General features: G+C 72.0%; 12 protein-coding genes. 5 read left to right on the plus strand and 7 right to left on the minus strand.

The window, feature by feature from the left end:
- Positions 1 to 118: 118 nt before the first annotated feature.
- Both EKH77_RS13260 and EKH77_RS13265 read right to left on the minus strand, forming a co-directional pair.
- On the minus strand, positions 119 to 2,098 hold the full coding sequence (locus tag EKH77_RS13260; RefSeq protein ID WP_417922705.1) for an MFS transporter: 1,980 nt from the start codon (positions 2,096 to 2,098) through the stop codon (positions 119 to 121).
- Between the two features lie 137 nt (positions 2,099 to 2,235).
- Positions 2,236 to 4,845 (minus strand): D-alanyl-D-alanine carboxypeptidase family protein, encoded by a 2,610-nt coding sequence (locus EKH77_RS13265; protein ID WP_126914601.1) that lies wholly within the window; start codon positions 4,843 to 4,845, stop codon positions 2,236 to 2,238.
- A gap of 261 nt (positions 4,846 to 5,106) precedes the next feature.
- Here EKH77_RS13265 and EKH77_RS13270 point away from each other — a divergent pair, with 261 nt between their 5' ends.
- The 3 genes from EKH77_RS13270 (at position 5,107) to EKH77_RS13280 (ending at position 7,639) form a co-directional block, all read left to right on the plus strand.
- Complete coding sequence (locus EKH77_RS13270) at positions 5,107 to 5,889, plus strand: GOLPH3/VPS74 family protein (protein ID WP_126914602.1); 783 nt, start codon at positions 5,107 to 5,109, stop codon at positions 5,887 to 5,889.
- A 424-nt stretch (positions 5,890 to 6,313) separates the two neighbouring features.
- Positions 6,314 to 7,198, plus strand: a complete 885-nt coding sequence (locus EKH77_RS13275; protein WP_126918052.1) for a helix-turn-helix domain-containing protein — start codon at positions 6,314 to 6,316, stop codon at positions 7,196 to 7,198.
- A 237-nt stretch (positions 7,199 to 7,435) separates the two neighbouring features.
- Positions 7,436 to 7,639, plus strand: a complete 204-nt coding sequence (locus EKH77_RS13280) for a DUF397 domain-containing protein (RefSeq protein ID WP_126914603.1) — start codon at positions 7,436 to 7,438, stop codon at positions 7,637 to 7,639.
- 132 nt (positions 7,640 to 7,771) lie between these two features.
- On the opposite strand, the gene EKH77_RS13285 is transcribed toward EKH77_RS13280, so the two are convergent.
- The 4 genes from EKH77_RS13285 to EKH77_RS13305 form a co-directional block, all read right to left on the minus strand.
- Positions 7,772 to 8,920 carry an ADP-ribosylglycohydrolase family protein gene (locus EKH77_RS13285; RefSeq protein ID WP_240667343.1) on the minus strand — a complete coding sequence of 383 codons (1,149 nt, stop codon included), beginning with the start codon at positions 8,918 to 8,920 and terminating at the stop codon, positions 7,772 to 7,774.
- A gap of 191 nt (positions 8,921 to 9,111) precedes the next feature.
- Positions 9,112 to 10,362, minus strand: coding sequence for a hypothetical protein (locus EKH77_RS33770; protein ID WP_240667344.1), 1,251 nt, complete (start codon positions 10,360 to 10,362; stop codon positions 9,112 to 9,114).
- A gap of 89 nt (positions 10,363 to 10,451) precedes the next feature.
- Complete coding sequence (locus EKH77_RS13300) at positions 10,452 to 13,100, minus strand: bifunctional FO biosynthesis protein CofGH (RefSeq protein ID WP_126914605.1); 2,649 nt, start codon at positions 13,098 to 13,100, stop codon at positions 10,452 to 10,454.
- A gap of 123 nt (positions 13,101 to 13,223) precedes the next feature.
- Positions 13,224 to 14,081, minus strand: coding sequence for a TIGR03619 family F420-dependent LLM class oxidoreductase (locus EKH77_RS13305; RefSeq protein ID WP_126914606.1), 858 nt, complete (start codon positions 14,079 to 14,081; stop codon positions 13,224 to 13,226).
- A 243-nt stretch (positions 14,082 to 14,324) separates the two neighbouring features.
- Here EKH77_RS13305 and EKH77_RS13310 point away from each other — a divergent pair, with 243 nt between their 5' ends.
- Together EKH77_RS13310 and EKH77_RS13315 are read left to right on the plus strand one after the other, a co-directional pair.
- Positions 14,325 to 15,851, plus strand: coding sequence for a CehA/McbA family metallohydrolase (locus EKH77_RS13310; RefSeq protein WP_126914607.1), 1,527 nt, complete (start codon positions 14,325 to 14,327; stop codon positions 15,849 to 15,851).
- 155 nt (positions 15,852 to 16,006) lie between these two features.
- Positions 16,007 to 16,480, plus strand: a complete 474-nt coding sequence (locus tag EKH77_RS13315) for a DUF3574 domain-containing protein (RefSeq protein ID WP_126914608.1) — start codon at positions 16,007 to 16,009, stop codon at positions 16,478 to 16,480.
- 24 nt (positions 16,481 to 16,504) lie between these two features.
- Here the strand turns inward: EKH77_RS13315 and EKH77_RS13320 are convergent, their stop codons facing one another.
- Positions 16,505 to 18,070 (minus strand): APC family permease, encoded by a 1,566-nt coding sequence (locus EKH77_RS13320; protein ID WP_126914609.1) that lies wholly within the window; start codon positions 18,068 to 18,070, stop codon positions 16,505 to 16,507.
- Positions 18,071 to 18,125: the final 55 nt, after the last annotated feature.

Consider the following 18,125-nt stretch of genomic DNA (forward strand, 5'->3'; position numbering starts at 1 on the left):
TGGGCAGGTCATCCCAGGGGCGCGAGATCATCCGGACGGCCTCCCCGCCGAGACTGCGAACGGGTGACCGAGGGTGTTCCCTCGGTCACCCGTTCGGCATGGCGGCGGGTACAGGCGGCTAGCGCGCCAGGTCGTCCGGGCAGGCCGTGCCGCGCGGCAGCTTGTACTTGGCCACGATCCGGTAGGTACCGGCGTGCGGGGCGCGCAGCAGGGTCCAGTCGTCCTCCGGCTGGCCCGCGCGGGCGTCCTGGACCTGCTTGGCCAGACAGCCGTTGACGTTGACCGGCGGCTCGCCGCCCGGCCCGGCCTTGGGGGGCTGGATGTCCTTGCCCTGCGCGTCGACCAGGCCCAGCCACGGCGAGTACGGGACGCGGATCAGCACCGGGCCTGGCTTGCCCACCGTGACCGTCAGCCCCTCGGCGTCCGAGCGGTCCACCACGGCGGGCGGGTCGGCGAGCGGCGTGGGGTCCTTCACGGCGAAGACGCGCCAGTTCTCGTCGGACCACACCTCGCGCAGATACGGCTGGCCGCGCTCGACGAGCTTGGCCTCCTCGACGGCCGCGTTGTCCGGCTCGTCCTTGGGCAGCACCACGTAGGCCACGGCCCAGCGGCCGAGCCAGGCGCGGTAGCTGTCCGGGGTGAGCATGCCCTCCTCGTAGAAGAGCGGGTTCCGCTTGAGGTCGGCCTGCCGGTTCCAGCCACGCGCGAGATTGACGTACGGGGCCAGCGCCGAGGCCTCGCGGTGGCTGCGGGCCGGGACGACCTCGACGCGCCCGCCCGCCGCGTCCAGCTTCTGGAGCTGGTCGACGAGGGGGGCGAGCTCCCGGGCCCAGGAGGCGGCGGGGGTGGTGTGCACTATGTCGCTGATGGAGTTGGCGAGCTGCCAGCCGGTGAGGGTCAGCACGCCGCACACGGTCGCGAGCCAGACCTTGCCGCGCCGCAGCAGCTCGGCTCTCGGCGGCGCCTCCATCCCGGTCAGCGCGGCGACCAGCACCACACCACCGAAGATCATCCCGAGCCGGGAGATGTTCGTGCCGATCTGCGAGGGGATCAGCCAGACCAGCAGCACACCCAGCACGTAGAGCGACGAGACGGCCCGCACCGTGCGCCACGACGAGGGCGTCATGAACACGCCGAAGAGCCCGGCGAGCAGCGGCAGGATCGCCGAGGCGAAGGCCATCGGCTGCTGCCCGGAGAACGGGAACAGCCACGCCGACAGCGCCACCACCACCACCGGGGTCACCCCCAGCGCGTAGGCCGCCGGCCGGCGCCGGCTCAGCCACAGCGCCGCCGCCACGATGCCGACGAACAGGCCGGCCACCGGGCTCGACGCCGTCGCCAGCCCCGCCATCAGCCCGGCCAGCGCGGCCCGCCCCCAGCGGTAGCGGCCCGTGGCGCGCCAGCGCACCGGCCAGGCGAAGATCGTGGCCACCGCCGCCAGCCCGAACATCGCGCCGAGCCCGAACGTCACCCGGCCCGATATGGCGTTGCACATCAGCGCGAACGTGCCGTAGAGCGCCGCCCACAGCGGCCGGCGCACGACACGGCTGCGGACCAGCAGCAGCGCGATCAGGCCGGAGGCGACCGTGCCCGCGATCATCATCGTGGTGCGGACACCGATGGCGGCCATGATGTAGGGCGAGATCACGCTGTACGACACCGGGTGCATCCCGCCGTACCAGGCGAGGTTGTACGCCGAGGCCGGATGCTGCAGCGCGAACTCCGCCCACGCGTCCTGCGCGGCGAGGTCGCCGCCGCTGTTGGCGAAGATGCAGATCCAGAGGATGTGCAGCGCCGCGGCCACGAAGAGGGTGATCCCGACCGTCCCGGTGAGGGCGGCGTAGCGCCCGCCCTTGCGGTGGTGCGGGACGACGGCCCACGAGGGGCGCCGCCAGCCGGCCCCACGGGCCACGGTGGTACGTCCCGTCACGGGTGTGCCGGTGTCACCGGTGTCGTCCGGTGCTCCCGGACGCTCCGGACGTGCGGGCCGTTCCGGCCGTTCCGGCTGCTCCGGGTCTCTGGGCCGCGCCGGCCCCACGGTGGTCACTGCGGCTCTCCCCGTCTTCCCCCTGCGGTCTTCTCCCCCATCTTCACGCATGCTCCGGCTGTGACGAGCAAACCCTGGCGACGCTAGCACGCGCCGTCGGGCCGCCCCGCACGTCGCGGCGACCGCGAAAGCGGCCCCCGGTCCGCACCCACTCGTACGGACCAGGAGCCGTCACGGCCGGGCCGGCGTCAGCCCAGGCGGGTCAGCTTGGCGCCGAAGGAGGGCTCGGCCAGAGCCGTCTTCAGCACGACCGGGACCTTCACCGCGTCGGGACCGCTGCCCACGACCAGCTCGCCGACCTCCGTACCGGCCTTCGCCGAGTGCGGGATCTTCCGGCCGACGTCGGACAGCGCGAACTTCGTGTCGAAGCCGGCCCAGCCGACGGCCACGACGTCCTTGGTGGAGACGATGGGCGTCTGCCCGCCGAGACCGTCGTCGACGTGGCCGACGACGTCGCCCTTCTTCACCACGGTGACCGTCTTCAGAGCGTTCTGGATCGACGTGATCTGCTCGTAGCTCTTGTTCTTGACCTTGGTGAGGCTGTTCTCGGCGTTGGGGTCCAGGCCCTTGAAGTGCTGGTCCATGGTGGCGCCGACGACCAGGTACTCCTTGCCGTCGAGCACCCGCCGCGCCGCCCACATCAGCGCGCCGCCGGCCGCGGTGCTGGAGCCCGTCTTGATGCCGAGGACTCCGGTGCCCTTCACGAGCAGCGTGTCGTTGTTGTTGTTGATGTGCGGGCCGCCGGGGATGTCGGCGTTGGGCTGCTGGGTGATCTCCCGGACGACCGGGTTCTTGATCATCACCTCGGCGAGCTTCACCTGGTCCACGGCCGTGCTCTTCGTCGTCGCCGTCAGACCGCTGGGGTCGGTGTAGGTGGTGTTGGTCATGCCGAGGTCCTTGGCGGCGTCGTTCATCTTCTTGACGAACGCGTCCTCGGCACCGTTGGTGTCCCACCGGGCGAGCATGCGGGCGATGTTGTTGCCCGACGGGATGAGCAGCATGCGGAGCATGTCGTACTCGGAGAACTCCTGCCCGGCACGCACCTTGGCCGTGGACTCGCCCTCGGCGTTGGACTCCTTCTCCGCCGCCTCGTCGATCGTGATCTTGTTGCTGGTCTTGTCCCCCTTCTGCAGGGGGTGGTCCTTCAGGATCACGTAGGCGGTCATGACCTTGGCGACGCTGGCCGTCGGCACGGGCTTCTGCGGGCCGAACGTGCCCACGTCACCGGCGCCCACGACCTTGGCCGCGGACTGGCCCTCGTCCGGCCAGACGAAGGGCGCCTTGCCGCCGTCGAAGGTGAACGACTTCTTCGCGCCGAGGGAGAGCTTGGGGTCGGGCAGCGGCCGGAAGGACTGCACGATCACGAAGATGATCCCGAGCAGCACGACGAGCGGCGTCCAGATCTTGACGCGCCGGACGGCCGTCCGTACGGGCGTCTGCGGCGGCGGCGGGGTGTTCGTCAGCTGGGCGAGCAGGTCGAGCGGCGCGGCCGGCCCCGTGGGCGCGGCCGGGGCGGCGGTGTGGCCCGGGGGCGGCGGGACCTTGGACGTCCCGGGCTCGGGCTTCGCCGGCTCGGGCTTCGTGGGCTGCGGCTTCGTGGGCTGCGACTTCGCGGGCTGCGACTTCGCGGGCTGCGACTTCGCGGGCTGCGGCTTTGCCGGGGCCTTGGCGGGCGCGGCCTCGTCGTCCTTCTTCAGCGGGACGAACTGGCTCTTGCGCTCGCCACCGGGCGTCGGCTGCGGGGTGGGGGCCTTCATCAGCTCGGTCGGCTGGTCGCCGTTGTCGAGCTTGGCGGCACCGGCCTTGGGGGCGGCGTCGGTCTTCGGCGCGTCCGCCTTGGGGCGCACGGTACGGAAGACGGCGGTCGCCTGGTCGGCGGCGGGCTCGTCCTTGCCGTCTTTGCTGTCCTTGCCGTCCTTCTCGCCGTCGGCGGCGGGCTTCTTCGCCTCGGACGTGGCGGCGTCGGCCTTCGGGCGCACGGCACCGAAGACGGCCGTGGCCTGGTCGACGCCGTCCTTGCCGTTCTTGCCGCCCTTGCCGCCCTTGCCGTCCTTGTCCTCGTCGGCATCGGCGTCGGAGGACTTCGGACGCACGGTACGGAAGACGGCCGTCGCCTGGTCGGCGGCGGGCGCGCCCTTGCCGTCGTCCTTGCTGTCCCCGCCGTCCTTCTCGTCCTTGGCAGCGGGCTTCTTCGCCTCGGGGGCGGCGTCGCCGCTGGTTTCGTCCACCTTGGGGCGCACCGTGCGGAAAACGGCTGTCGCCTGGTCGGCGCCGGACTTGTCCTTCGCGCGGGCGGCCACGTCGTCAGCCGTGCGCTCCGCCTCTGCCGGGGCGTCAGCGGCCTTACCGGCAGGGGCATCCGCGGTGGCGTCGGCTCGGTCGGCCGACGGCTTCTCACCTGCGGCGTCGCCCTCGGCACCGGCCTCCGGGCCGTCCTCTTCCGCGCTCGCCACCCAGGCGGCGACGGCGGCCTTCAGGCGGGCGTCACGCTTGACGCCGCCGTTCGCACCACCGTTCCCGTTCCCGGCGGACTCAGCGGGCTTCGCTGCCTCATCGGCATCGGAATCGGCCGTGTCGGCCTCGCGGCCCTGACGGTTCTCATCCGAAACCGAATCCGAACCCGAATCCGATGAATCCGACCCGCCGGACTTGCCGTCCGTACGGTCCTCGGTCGTGTCCGTGCCGGCCCGGAAGACTCCGAGCCGGGGGTCGCGTTCGCTGCCGGTCGTACCAGTGGTGCCAGTCGTCTCCCCCGACGACTTCCGCTGCTCCGACTTGCCGGGGGACTCGCCCGCCACCGATGCCTCCTCGAATTCCGCGCCGTTACACCGAGGCGGGACGACAAGTGTCCCGCTGCCCGGATCCTCTCAACGTCTATCAGTGTCCTCTGCCGCCGTCGCGTCAGGGCACAGCTAGCGGGTCAGAGAGCGGTGTCCGCCTTCACCCACGTGCAAGACGAGACGACATACCTACCGGTTCCCACCCGAAGTCACCACGCGCTCTCGACAGACCAATGTGAGAGGGGTCACCCTGTCACTCATCCACGCGGGGAGGCATGGATGGGCAGGAGCCGCAGAACAATTCCGGAGGAGCTTCTGCTGCTCGCCCTGGACCCGGCCACGGGTACCACGGCGCAGCCGCAGTCGCTCGACCTCGGTCTCGCCGGAGCGCAGCTCGTGGAGCTGGCTCTGGCCGGACGGATAGCCCCAGACGGGGATCGTATCGCCGTGGTGCACCCACGGCCGACTGGTGATCCGACCCTGGACACCGCGCTCGAGCTGCTGCGCCGTCGCGGCAGCCCGGTGCGCGCCGTCCACTGGATCGGCGGGCCCCGGCTGGGGCTGCGTCAGACGTATCTCACGCATCTGGAGCGGTGCGGCATGGTGCATGCCGTGGCGGGCCAGATGTGCGGGGTGCTGCCGACCACGCGCTATCAGGCGACGGACACGGCGATCAGCCGGGAGATCAGGTCCCGGCTGGACAGCGCGATCCGCACCGGCGTCCCGCCGGACCCGCGGACGGCCGCGCTCGCCGCCCTGGCCCACGCGGTCGGCCTGGGCAAGCACCTCTACCCGGGCAACGAGGGCCGTTCCTCACGGTCCCGGTTGCGCGATCTCATCCGGCACGACCCCATGGGCGGGCTCGTCGCGCACGCCGTGATGGACGTGCAGAACGGGGTCGGCGCGCAGCCGCGCCGGGCGCCGGCCACGGCCGGTCCGACGGGTGGCGGCGGTTCGGGCCGGCGCGCCGCCGTGCGGGCGCCGGTCGAGCCGGCGGCGGTCGGCACGGGCCGGACGACCGCGCATCGAGGTGGGGTCATGGCCCGCGCGGGCGCCTCGTGAAACGGTTCCGCAGCCGCTGACCGCGGTCGTACGACCGCAAGCACGACCGCAAGCACCACCCCACGCATCACCCACGCATCACCCTTGGCACCAACCCACGCACCAACCCAACGCACCACTTCCGCTCCACCGACCGCACCGGGGTCACCTGCCCCGGTCCGGGAGCCGCAGCAGCGCGGGGCGGCGGGCCGTACCGCCCGAGCACGGTGGTACGGCCCGCCGCCCCGCGTGCGCGTACGCGCGCCTGGGCGCGCGCGGTCGTAGGGGTCGCGCGGTCATGCGTAGTAACGACTACGTCACGCGCATCCGCATCAAGGTCACCACAAGCGGACACGGTGTAAGCATTTCCCAGCGCCGCCCCGGCCGGTGGTGGCAGGCTGCCGGAGCAGGAGACAGCAGCATGACGGAGCCGGAGGTGCGTCCCGTGGCGTCCAGTGTCAACCCCACCGTAAGGCGGCGCCGATTGGGGCAGGAGCTACGCAAGCTCCGTGAGCTCAAGGGCATGACCGCCGAGGAGGTGGCCGAGCGGCTTCTGGTCTCGCAGTCGAAGATCAGCCGGCTGGAGAACGGCCGCCGCAGCATCAGCCAGCGCGATGTCCGCGATCTGTGCGGCGTGTACGGCGTCGAGGACCACCGCATCGTCGATTCGCTGATGCAGATGGCCAAGGAGTCACGACAGCAAGGCTGGTGGCATGCCTTCGGCGACATCCCGTACAGCGTCTACATCGGACTCGAGACGGACGCGGCGTCGTTGCGCGTCTACGAGGCGTCGCTCGTACCCGGGTTGCTCCAGACGCCCAACTACGCCAACGCCGTGACCGAGGGCTCGTGGCCGGAGGCCACCGCCGCGGACGTCGAGCGGCGCGTACAGGTGCGGATGCGCCGCCAGGAACGGATCACCGACCCGGAGAACCCGCTGCGCCTGTGGGCGGTCATCGACGAGTCGGCGCTGCGCAGGATCGTCGGCAGCGGCGCCATCATGCGCGAACAGATGGAACATCTCGTGGAGTTCAGCCTCCAGCCGCACATCACCGTGCAGGTGCTGCCCTACGCGGTGGGCGCCCACCCGGGCATGTACGGGAAGTTCTCCATCCTCGAGTTCCACGATCCGCAGGACGCGAGCACGGTCTACCTCGAGGGCATCACCAGCGATCTGTACCTGGAGAAGCCCAACGACGTCCAGGCGTACAGCGTGATGTACGAGCATTTGCGGATGCAGGCGCTCAACGCCGAGGACTCGCGGCGGTTCATCCTCCAGGTCGCGGAGGACTGGGCGGACGAAGGTCGGAAAGAGGAGCCCGGCCAGTAGCCGTGAGGTGCGAGGGGCGGGACTGTACACCCCTTCCCGCCATGGAGGAAGGGGTGATGGATATATGCCATCCGGTCGAGTGAACGGGCCGTTCATCAGGTGATGTTGGCGCGTAACGTCGATCGCGTCGGGACACCGGCCCCACCGGTCCGGCCAGTGGGTTCCCGGCCGTCTTCCGGCCGGCACCCGGGCGATTCCCGCCGTACCAGGCAGCACTCACAGGCATCGGAGCAATTCATGGCGATTCAGCAGGGAAAGACCACGTGGCGGAAGTCCTCCTACTCGCTGGCCCACGGCGACTGCGTCGAGGTCGCCTCCCCGCTCGTGCGGTCCATCGCGGTCCGTGACTCCAAGGACCCGCAGGGCCCCGCCCTCGCCTTCTCCTCGGAGTCCTGGTCCGCGTTCGTGACGGTCGTCGGCGACAGCGCGCAGTCCCTCTGACCGACCGCGTTGAACGCGGATCACCCGGCACAGCGACATAAAACCGCCGTATCGATATTTCCGCAGAGAGCCCTCTTGTCGCCTGGCATCCCGTCCCGGCCGAGAGGGCTCCGCCACGTCCGGAGCCACCTCCTACGCGCGGGGATACCGCGCCAGCCAGGCCGCCGACGAGACGGCGCCCGGCGGGCCGTGCAGCGCGGGTCCCTGGGTGAGCTCCATGGCGAAGTCGTCGGCGAGTTCGAGGATCGTGCCCCGGCCCTCCAGCTCCGCCACCCACCCGGGCGGCAGCGCCGTCTCCCCGTGCACGGCGCCCAGCAGATTGCCGCAGATCGATCCCGTGGAGTCCGAGTCCCCGCCGTGGTTGACCGCCAGCAGCAGGCCGTGACGGACGTCCTCGGCCACCAGCGCGCAGTACAGCCCCATCGCCAGGGCCTCCTCCGCCACCCACCCCTCGCCCAGCGACTGGAGCCGTTCGGCCGACGGCGGCCCCTGCCGCACGGCGGCCAGGGCGCCCCGCAGCGCCGCGGTGGTCTCCTCGTGGCCCGGCCGGGCGGCCAGCAGTTCCAGGGCCCGCAGCGCGGCGGCCTCCAACGGCGCGCCCCGCACCGCGCCGTGGACGATGACGGCGAAGGCGGCGGCCGAGAGCCGGCCGGTGGGGTGACCGTGGGTCTGCGCCGCGCACTCGTCGGCCAGCTGGAGGACGAGGCCGGGCGCCCAGTCCGCCAGCAGCCCGAACGGCGCGGAGCGCATCACCGCGCCGCAGCCCTTGGAGCCCGGGTTCTTGGGCTCCGCCAGGGTGCCCATCCGGTGGTCGGCGAGGCCGGAGAGGCACGCCCCGCCAGGCGCCCGGCGCGCGTAGAGCCACTCCTGCCCGGCGAGCCAGCCCGCGTCCCGCACCCGCTCGTCGGGGCCCCAGCCCTCCTGCGTGGCGGCCCAGCGCAGATGGGCGCGGTGGACGTCGGCCGGCGGGTGCCAGGCCCCGGTGTCCCGGCGGACGTGGGCCCGGATCAGCCCCTCCACCGTGAAGAGCGTCATCTGGGTGTCGTCGGTGACGGCGCCGCGCCGGCCGTAGGCCGGGACGTAGTCGGTCACGCCGGCGGGGCCGTGCGCGGCGCGGATCGCCTCCAGGGAGTCGAACTCGATGCCCGCGCCCAGCGCGTCCCCGATCGCCCCGCCGAGCAGGCAGCCGCGCACCCGGGAGCGGAAGTCCTGCTGTTCGGCCCGGCCCCGGGGCAGCGGCCCGGGGGCTCCGGCGGTGCCCGCCGTGGCGGTCGTGGTCACGTGTCCGGCCTCCTGGACGGGAGAGTGGCGAGCGGGCCGCGGGCCCGTTCGCCAGGCCCGCGTCGGTCGGTACGGCACTGTGTCGCTACAGCGCTGTGTCGGCACAGTGCCGTGTCGACATGCGCTGTGTCGGCACAGCACTGTAGTGCGCCGGGGCCGGCCCGGCGTCCGGGACACCGGGCCGACGGCGATTACGCGCCAGGCCCCTTGGCCGGGCGCACCGTGTTCATGATCTTGTCGATCTGGGCCTCGGTGAGCGCGTCCGGGACGCCCTGGTCGGCGTAGATGACCCAGCCGTGGAAGGTGCCGTCGGGCATCTTCTGGGCGATGGACTTCACGATCGCGGTGGGCGGCACGCACGGGCTCGGGCGGTTGGTGACGGTGACCTTGGCGGTCGCCGTCCAGCCGTCGATGCCGTTGTGCTTCCACTCCTTCTCGTCGGTGAACTCCAGCTTGGGCTTGTGGTCCTTGCCGCCGTAGGCCATGAAGCCCCAGTTGCCCGCCCAGTTCTTGGCGTTCGTCTTGAGGTCGCCGTCCTTGCCGCCGCCGGTGGTGCCGACGGTGGCGAGCTGGCCCTGGCCGGCCTCGCCGACGGCGTCGGGGTTGGGCTGCGAGGAGCAGCCGCCCTCCTTGTAGTTGGACGTACCGGTCATCACGACGACCGGCTTGCCGTCCTCGGTGTACGAGATGGCCGTGTCCGTCGGGAAGACCTTCCACTTGTCGGTCTTGCCCGGCACGTCGTACTGGAAGTAGTGGTCCGCGCGGGTCTGCGTCTGCCAGCCGGGGACGGTGGGCTGCTGGGCGGACGGGTCGGCGGAGGCGCCGGCGTCCGCCGGCTTGTCCGACTGCTGCCCGGGCGCGGCCGGTGCCTGCGACTGGGCCTGGCCGGCCTGAGGCTTGTCGTTCTTCTTGTCGTCGTCACCGCCGCTGCCGCCGAGGAAGGCGTACGCGCCGCCGCCGATGACGGCGAGCGCCACGACGCCGCCGATGACGGCCATCAGCGTCTTGTTGCTCTTGCCGGCCTGCGGGCCCTGACCGGCCGGCTGGCCCTGGGGGGCGTGCGGCTGCGGCGGCCAAGGCTGCTGGCCCATCGGCTGCTGACCCATCGGCTGCGGGGCCATCGGCTGCTGCCCCATCGGCGCCGGGGGCATACCGGGCGGCGGGGCCATGCCGGGGCCCTGGGCACCCGGGACGGGCCCCGGGGCGCCCGGCACCGGGCCCGGGGCGGGCGGCGGGGGCGGCGGGACCGCGCCCGGGGCGCCGCCCCGCGCCGGGCCGGGCGGCGGCGGCACGGCCGGCTGGGAGATCATCGTCGGCTGGGCGTGCCCGTCGCCGTCCGGACCCCACGTGGGCGGCGGGCCGAAGCCGCCCTGAGGCGGCGTCGAGGGGTTCTGCGGCTGCTCAGGCTGCTGCGGCTGCTGGGGGTTCTGGGGCCAAGACATGCGGGACACCCTATGCGGGGACTGTCGTCGACCGGTCGGCGGTCGGCGACAGATCCGCAACACTTGTACGAACGAAGATCAAACGAACATCACTCCTCGCCGGCGCCGGAGGCGGGAAGCGCGTCCAGCACCGGGAGCAGCGTGGGCAGATGGCCGTCCGAGGAGAGGGCGGCCTCCTGCCGCTCCTTCGCCACCTCGCCGTAGAGCGTCGTGCGGGGCCGCGCGGGGCGCCCGGCGCTCTCGGCTATCGCGACGAGGTCCTGGATCGAGCGGTACGAGCCGTACGAGGAGCCGGCCATCCGGGAGATGGTCTCCTCCATCAGGGTGCCGCCGAGGTCGTTGGCGCCCGAGCGGAGCATCTCCGCCGCGCCGTCCGCGCCCAGCTTGACCCAGCTCGTCTGGATGTTGGGGATATGGGGGTGGAGCAGCAGCCGGGCCATCGCGGTGACCGCGCGGTTGTCCCGCATGGTCGGGCCGGGCCGGGCGATGCCCGCGAGATAGACGGGGGCGTTGGTGTGGATGAAGGGCAGGGTGACGAACTCGGTGAAACCGTCCACGCCCTTGGCGAGCGCGTCCCGCTGGATCTCGGCGAGCAGCCGGAAGTGGCCCAGCCAGTGCCGGGGCTGGTCCACGTGCCCGTACATCATCGTGGAGGACGAGCGGATGCCCAGCTCGTGCGCCGTCTTGATGACCTCGACCCAGGTGGCGGTGGGGAGCTTGCCCTTGGTGAGGACCCAGCGGACCTCGTCGTCCAGGATCTCGGCGGCGGTGCCGGGGATGGAGTCGAGCCCGGCCTCCTTGGCGGCGGTCAGCCACTCCCGGATGGACATGCCCGTGCGCGTCGCGCCGTTGACGACCTCCATCGGCGAGAAGGCGTGGACGTGCATGCCGGGCACCCGCTCCTTCACCGCGCGGGCGATGTCGAAGTAGGCCGTGCCGGGCAGGTCGGGGTGGATGCCGCCCTGCATGCACACCTCGACCGCGCCCACGTCCCACGCCTGCGCGGCGCGGTCGGCGACCTGGGTGAGCGAGAGGGTGTAGGCGTCGGCGTCGGTGCGTCGCTGGGCGAAGGCGCAGAAACGGCATCCGGTGTAGCAGACGTTGGTGAAATTGATGTTCCGCGTGACGATGTAGGTGACCTCGTCCCCGACGACGTCGCGGCGGAGGTCGTCGGCGACGCGGCAGAGGGCGTCCAGTGCGGGGCCGTCGGCGTGGAGCAGGGCGAGCGCCTGGTCGTCCGTCAGCCGGGTGGGGTCGTCGGCGGCCTGGCGCAGTGCTTCGCGGACGTCGCCGTCGATGCGCTCGGGCGCCATGCCGGGGGCGGCGGCCTCGCGGAGGGCGTCCCAGTCGCCGTAGACGTCGTCGAAGTCCTCGCGGCGGTCGGAGGTGCGGCCCTCGGTGTCGATGGCGCGGTGGAGGTCCGTACGGCCGGAGGCGGTGAAGACCTCTTCGGGCTCCTGCCAGGGGATGCCCTTGACCTCGGCGTTCTCATCGGCCAGACCGGTCTCGGGGTCGGCCAGGGCTCGGACGTGGGGCAGGATGCGGGGGTCCAGCCAGGGCTCGCCGCGCTGGACGAACTCCGGGTAGACGGCGAGGCGTTCCTTGAGGCGGAAGCCGGCGGCGGCCGAGCGCTCGGCGAGCTCCTCGATGGCGGGCCAGGGGCGCTCGGGGTTGACGTGGTCGGGGGTGACCGGGGAGACGCCGCCCCAGTCGTCGATGCCGGCGCCGATGAGGCGGGCGTACTCGTCGTCCACCAGGTTGGGCGGGGCCTGGAGGCAGCCGGAGGGGCCCATGATGAGCCGGGCGACGGCGACGGTGGCGACGAGGTCGTCCAGGGTGGCGTCCGGCATGCGGCGCATGGCCGTGTCCGACTTGGCGCGGAAGTTCTGGATGATGAGTTCCTGGATGCCGTGGTAGGCACGGGAGATCCGGCGCAGGGCGAACAGGGACTCGGCGCGCTCCTCGGGCGTCTCGCCGATGCCGATCAGCAGGCCGCTGGTGAGGGGGACGGAGCTGCGGCCCGCGTCCTCCAGGTGGCGCAGCCGGACGGCGGGTTCCTTGTCGGGCGAGCCGTGGTGCGGCATGCCCGGCTCGCTCCACAGCCGCTGGGCGGTGGTCTCCAGCATCAGGCCCATGGAGGGGGACACCGGCTTGAGGCGCTGGAAGTCCGTCCAGGTCATGACGCCCGGGTTGAGGTGGGGCAGCAGGCCCGTCTCCTCCAGGATGCGGATGGAGACGGCGCGGACGTAGGCGATGGTGTCGTCGTAGCCGTGGGCGTCGAGCCACTCGCGGGCCTCGGGCCAGCGGTCCTCCGGCTTGTCGCCGAGGGTGATCAGCGCTTCCTTGCAGCCGAGTTCGGCGCCGCGCCGGGCGATGGCCAGCACCTCGTCCGGCGACATGAACATGCCCTCACCGGCGCGGCGGAGCTTGCCGGGGACGGTGGCGAAGGTGCAGTAGTGGCAGCGGTCGCGGCAGAGGCGGGTCAGCGGGATGAAGACGCTCTTGGAGTACGTGATGACACCGGGCCGCCCGGCGGCCTCCAGGCCCGCGTCCCGCACCCGGGCGGCGGAGGCGCACAGGTCTTCCAGATCGGCGCCGCGCGCACGGAGCAGCACGGCGGCCTCGGTGACGTCCAGCGCGACGCCGTCGCGGGCGCGTTTGAGCGCGCGTCGCATGGCGTTGGCGGTCGGGGCGACCGGGGTGTTCGGCTGTTCGGGACGCGGTGCGCTCGAAGTCATTGTCCGAGCATACGAGCGGACACTGACACCGCCACGTACTGGAAGCGGACGTTCCATGTGCCTCTCGTCACGTCAGACGGAGGCATCCTCCGGAATGCCCCGGAGGCGTCGCCTCCGCCCTGCCTACAGGAACTCCGCGTGGGCGTCCAGCGCCCTCAGGACCTCGGCCTCCGGGGCCGACGGCAGCCCGACCGCCACCTCCTCGATGCCCAGGTCGGCGTAGTGCGCGAGCTTGCCCGCCGAGGGGTGGACGGCGTACGGCATGACCTCCGGCTCGCCCGGCCGCCCCGCCTCCGTCCAGACCCGGCGCAGCTCCGGCAGCGTCTCCCGCAGCCCGCTGCCGCCCACCGGCATCCAGCCGTCCGCGTACTCGGCGACGTGGGCGAAGAGCTTCGGGCCGGCCGCGCCGCCGATCAGGGTGCGCGGCCCCACCAGCGAGTCCGTGCCCTGGAGCCGGCGCGGGCGGCGAACGGGCTTGGGGTGCGCCCAGCTCGCCTGGACCGACCCGAATTCACCGTCGTGGGCCGTCGGTTCGGGCGACCACAGCGCGCGCATCAACGCCATCCGGTCGCGCACCAGCTCCCGGCGCGTGTGCCAGTCGACGCCGTGGTCCTCGGCCTCCTCCACGTTCCAGCCGTAGCCGATGCCGAGGGTGAACCGGCCGCCGCTGAGGAAGTCCAGGGTCGCCGCCTGCTTGGCCAGGACGATCGGGTCCTGCTGGGCCACGAGCGCGACGCCGGTCCCCAGCTCGATCCGGTGGGTGACGGCGGCGGCCTGGGCGAGCGCCAGGAAGGGGTCGAGGGCGCGGCCGTACTCGCGCGGCAGCGGGTCCCCGGCCGGCGCCGGGGTCTTGCGGCTCACCGGGATGTGCGTGTGCTGGGGCAGATAGAGCCCGGCGAAGCCGCGCTGCTCCAGCTCACGGGCCAGCCGGACCGGGCTGATCGTCTCATCGGTGAGAAAGATCGTCGTGGCGATCCGCATCCCGGGCACCTCCGTCGTCGCGGCGGTCTCGCGTGTGACCCACGGTATGCCTTGGGAGGCGGCCGTGGGGGCGCCACGCGCGGTCGGGTGTCGACGCGTGTTCGTATACCGGCCGCCACGCGCGTCGGCGGGTGTTCCACAGCCCGCCACCCGGGCGTACAACAGTGGGTCACGGCAGTCGCGGCACATCGCCACAGGCATCGGCGATCGGCAGTCGGACACGGCCCACGCGAGGAGGCGGGGATGCACCGGCGCGACGTACTCAGGCGCGACATACTCAAGGGGGCGGCAGCCGCGGGAGCGGTGAGCATACTGACGCTCGAGGGAGTGAGCTTCGCGCACGCCGCGGGCGGGGGACCCGCCTCCGGCGAGGAGACCCGCAGGGTCACCGGACGGCTCCCCGCCGGCGCCCCGGACTTCGTCCACCTTCCCGTGGAAGTACCGCGCGGCGTCCGCGAGATCGCCGTCTCGTACAGCTACGACAGACCCTCCGTGCCCACCGGCACCCAGGGAAACGCGTGCGACATCGGCATCTTCGACGAACGCGGCACCGCGCTGGGCGGAGCCGGCTTCCGGGGCTGGTCGGGCGGTGCCCGCTCGGAGTTCTTCGTCGGCGCCGAACGGGCCACGCCCGGCTATCTGGCCGGGCCCGTCCGCCCCGGCACCTGGCACGTCGTCCTCGGCCCGTACACGGTCGCCCCGCAGGGGCTCGCCTACGAGGTCGCGGTCACCCTGCGGTACGGGACGCCGGGGGCCACGCCGAAGCCGGTGTACCCGCCGCAACGGGCCCGGGGCCGGGGGCGCGCCTGGTACCGGGGCGACAACCACCTCCACAGCGTCCACTCCGACGGGCTGCGCACCCCCGCGCAGATCGCCGCCGCGGCCCGCGCCGCCGGGCTCGACTGGATCACGACGACGGAGCACAACACGACCGCCGCGCACGGGGCGTGGGAGGGCCTGTGGGGCGACGACCTCCTGATCCTCACGGGCGAGGAGGTCACCACGCGCAACGGCCACGTCCTCGCCCTCGGCACCGACCCCGGCGTCTTCATCGACTGGCGCTACCGCGCGAGAGACAACGCCTTCGGACGTTTCGCACGGAGAATCCGGCAAACGGGCGGACTGGTCGTCCCGGCCCACCCGTACGCGACGTGCGTCGGCTGCGGCTGGAAGTTCGGCTTCGAGGAGGCGGACGCGGTGGAGGTGTGGAACGGCCCCTACACCCCGGACGACGAGATGGCCGTCGCCGCGTGGGACAACACGCTGGTCGCCGCCGCCCGCTCCGGCGGCCGCTGGCTGCCCGCCATGGGCAACAGCGACGCCCACCGCGAACCGCAGGTCGTGGGGCTGCCCCAGACGGTCGTCCTGGCCGACGCACTCTCCCGCGAGGCCCTGCTGGCGGGCATCCGCGCGGGGCGCAGCTGGATCGCGGAGTCGTCGGCCGTCGACCTGTCGTTCACGGTCCTCGGCGGGCGCGGCGCGCACGCGGGCATCGGCGAGCGGCTGCGGGCCGCGCCGGGCGAGCAGGTCACCGTACGGCTGAAAGTCACCGGCACGACGGGCTGCTCGGCGTCCTTCGTCACGGACCAGGGGCGGATGTTCACCGCGCCCGTACCGGCGGACGGCACGCTGGAGTGGCGTACGACGCCCTCCCAGGCGGCGTACGTACGTGCCGAGGTGCGGCACCCGGCGGGCGACGGCGGTGCGTCGGGGCTGCCGGGGGCGATGGCGGCGATGACGAACCCGGTGTTCCTGAGCGCGGCCGGCTGACGGCCAGAACCGCACCACGAACAGCACCACAGACCTGGCCTTCCGCCGCTAGAGTTCTGGCGCTTCGTCACTTCTGGCATCGCTTCAGGCATCACCTCTCTGGCATCACCTCCTGTCGAATCCTGTCGATCTCGTCGAAGGGAACAGCCGTCCCCATGCCGAAGTCCTCCCCCCGCGTCCGGCTCGCCGCCGTCGCCCTCACCGCCGCCCTGTTCGGCGCGAGCGCCCCCGTCGCCTACGCCGCCTTCGACGACCCGGACCCCAAGGCCGCCGCAAGCGCGCCGGTGCGGGCGGTCGGCAAGCCGTACGTGAAGACCGAGCTGCTCTTCGGCACGGCCAAGCCCAACGGTGGTTCCCCGGTCACCGACAAGGAGTACCGCGCCTTCGTGGACGAGGTCGTCACCCCGCGCTTCCCGGCGGGCCTGACGGTCGAGAACGCCTACGGCCAGTACCTCGACGCCCACGGGAAGATCGAGCACGAGCGCTCGTACAAGCTCACCCTCCTCTACCCGAAGGGCGAGGCGCGCACCGCCGGCGCCAAGATCGAGCAGATCCGCGCCACCTACAACAAGCGCTTCGCCCAGGAGTCCGTGGCCCGCGTCGACGACAACGAGCTCGTCGACTTCTGACCGTCTTCTGATCGCCTGCCGGAATCAGTCCTCGATCACCGGGGTGGAGCGCGTCAGCACTTCACCCCGGAAGAACGCCGGGCTGCGCCGCCGCATCAGCTCCATCAGCACCACACCCAGGAGCAGCAGGCCCACCCCGATGAAGAAGACCGATCCGACCCCGAAGACCGCGCTGCCGCTGCCGTAGGCCGGGTTCCACATGTCGTGGAGCGTCTTGCAGAAGACCGCCGCCAGCACCAGACCGCCCAGAACCGGGAAGACACCCTTGAACAGCGCATCGCGCACCGAACGCCGGAGCCGGGCGCGAAAGAACCACGCACACGCGAATGCCGTGAGCGAGTAATAGAAACAGATCATGAGCCCGAGCGCGTAGATCGTGTCCACGAGGACGTTCTGGCTCAGAAAGCTGATGCCGGCATAGAAGACTCCGGTGGCGGCACCCGCCGCGATCGTGGCCGGACCCGGGGACTTGAAACGCGGGTGGATACGAGCGAAGGAGGGCGGGAGCGCCTGGTACGTGCTCATCGCGAGCACCGTCCGCGCCACTGGCAGGAACGTCGTCTGCAGGCTCGCGGCGGCAGAGGCCAGCACCGCGACGAAAAGCAGGACACCGAGGACCTTACCCATGACAGGCTCGGCGAGTGCGGCGAAGACATTGCTCGACGTGTCCGGGTTGCCGAGCCCCATCCCTTTGTCTCCCACGCCTGCGAACATCTGGGCACCAACGGCGGTCAGCAGGTACGAGCCGACGAGCGCGGCCATGACGATGAGAGAAGCCCGGCCAGGGGTCTTCTCGCTGCCTTGTGTCTCCTCGTTGACCGTAAGGCAGGCGTCCCACCCCCAGAAAAGGAAGATGGACAAGGACAACCCCGCCGTGAAGGCGCCGAAAGAAGCGACCTCGAAGGGGTTCAGCCACGTCCACGAGAAGTCGAGCGATCCGGGCAGGCCGCCGGACCGCGCCTTCGTGAACGCCATGGCCACGAACAGGGCGAGCACGGCCAGCTGGAGCCCGACCAGCGCGTACTGCACCCCTTTGGTGGCGGTCATGCCGCGATAGCTGACGGCCGTCGCGGCGGCGATGAACACCAGGCACGTCACGACGTGGACGAGCCGGTCGCCGTCGAGGGCCGCGATGGAGTCGCTGCCGGTGAGCCGGCCGAGCAGCAGGTAGAAGAAGGACGTCGCGACGCCCGCGAGGTTCGACAGCACGATGATGGTGGCGATGACCAGGCCCCAGCCGCACATCCAGCCGACCCGGGGCCCGAAGGCCCGTACGGTCCAGGTGAAGGACGTGCCGCAGTCCGGGAGGGCCTTGTTGAGCTCGCGGTAGGCGAAGGCGACCAGCAGCATCGGGAGGAAGCCCGCGAGGAAGACGGCGGGCATCTGGACCCCCGCCTTGCCCACGGTCGGGCCCAGTGTGGAGGTCAGGCAGTAGACGGGCGCGACGGTCGAGATCCCGATGACGGAGCTGCCCAGCAGGCCGACGGAACCGCCGCTCAGCCCCTTGGCCCGCGGCCGCTCCCCGGCGTCCCGGCCCGCGACGCTTCTTACCGTTTCTCCGGCCCTCGGCCGCGGCTGCACGTGAACCATGGCGAGGACGTTAAGCGCTGCTGTATCCGCATCCGGAGAACAATCGTCCCGGAGC

It is taken from the genome of Streptomyces luteoverticillatus, assembly GCF_003970715.1.
GTDB classification, from domain to species: domain Bacteria; phylum Actinomycetota; class Actinomycetes; order Streptomycetales; family Streptomycetaceae; genus Streptomyces; species Streptomyces abikoensis.